The sequence below is a fragment of the Bartonella raoultii genome (genome assembly GCF_019659805.1).
GTDB classification, from domain to species: domain Bacteria; phylum Pseudomonadota; class Alphaproteobacteria; order Rhizobiales; family Rhizobiaceae; genus Bartonella; species Bartonella raoultii.
Genome location: NZ_JAIFRO010000005.1, coordinates 10,909 through 12,214, shown reverse-complemented (window position 1 = coordinate 12,214; position 1,306 = coordinate 10,909). Strand labels below are relative to the sequence as shown.

The 1,306-nt window shown below is 44.8% G+C and carries 1 protein-coding gene; it reads left to right on the top strand.

Going from position 1 to position 1,306, the window contains the following annotated elements; genetic code table 11:
• Positions 1-95 precede the first annotated feature (95 nt).
• Positions 96-1,306: portal protein (locus tag K3248_RS09380; RefSeq protein ID WP_281421929.1), on the top strand; the 1,211-nt coding region annotated here is incomplete at its 3' end.

Sequence of the window (1,306 nt, the reverse complement as noted above, 5' to 3'; positions counted from 1 at the left end):
GATGCCTTTGGATTGATGTGTGTGGGTTATGAGCAGCCGATACAGAAACATAAGAGAGCAGCTTATAGCGATAGAGAAGCCTATGAGAGTACGTCATGGATGGCACAATGATGCATGATGAAGAGCATATAGAGCAAGAAAGTCAGGTTTCAGATTTCTCAATGGAAGGTTTGTTTCGTAAGCTTTTAAGCTGGTACAAAGAAGATGTAGAGCATGTGAACAAATGGCGTGAGCAAGCGCGTGAAGATTTTCGTTTTTACAATGGCGACCAGTGGAATGAGACTGATTTAGCCGCTTTAAAAGAACAACGCCGTCCTGTCATGACGTTTAACCGCATTGCTCCACTTGTGAATGCGGTTGTTGGATCTGAACGCAATAATAAGAGAGAAGTGCAGTTTATTCCTCGTCAAATAGGCAAGGCCTTGCCTAGCGAATTGCTCACTGGTGCAGCAGAATGGTTTCGCGACATGGCCCATGCGGAATATGCGGATTCAGATGCTTTCCAAGATGCTGTCATTTGCGGTATGGGCTGGACAGATACAAGGCTTGATTATGAGAGTAGTCTAGATGGGGAGCCGGTTATTACACGTTTAGACCCCTTAAAGATGGTTTGGGACAGCGCGGCCATACAACCGAATTTAACCGATGCACAACGTTTGTGGTATGTAGACCGTAAACCTTTGGAAGTTGCAAGACAAATGTTTCCCAAAGCGCATTGGAGTGAACTAAGTGCGGATTGGGCGCGTGATGGGAGTTCTTATGAAGGGGTTCATCACAATGCTTTTGAAGCTTATGATGATGAGAAGGGTATTGATGTTGAAAATGGCCGCCGGATGGTCACGCTAGTTGAATGTCGTTGGTTTGAAAGTGAGAGATATTATAAAGCGCCTGATTTAGAAACGGGTGAACTTCGTGATTATAGCGAGGAAGAATTTAAGCAACTTCAGTGCATGATGCCCGATATTCAAGGAGCTGCTTTTCATAAAAAGGTGGTTAAGCGCGCTTTTTTAGGCAGGAAAATTTTGCTTTGTCCAGACCAGCCTTTGGTTCCCGCCGGTCAATTGGGTTGGGAATGTATAACGGGGTATTTTGATAAGATAGAGCGTCAATTTTATGGGGTTGTTCGCCCGACCAAAGATCCACAACGCTGGGCAAATAAATATTTCAGTCAAGTGATGCATATTCTCAATAGCCAATCCAAAGGGGGGATAATGGCAGAAAGAGGTGCATTTGAAGATGAGAGGGAAGCGGTAAGGAGTTGGAGCAGAGTTGATAGTATCACGGTGCTTAAATCAGGAGCGCTTGC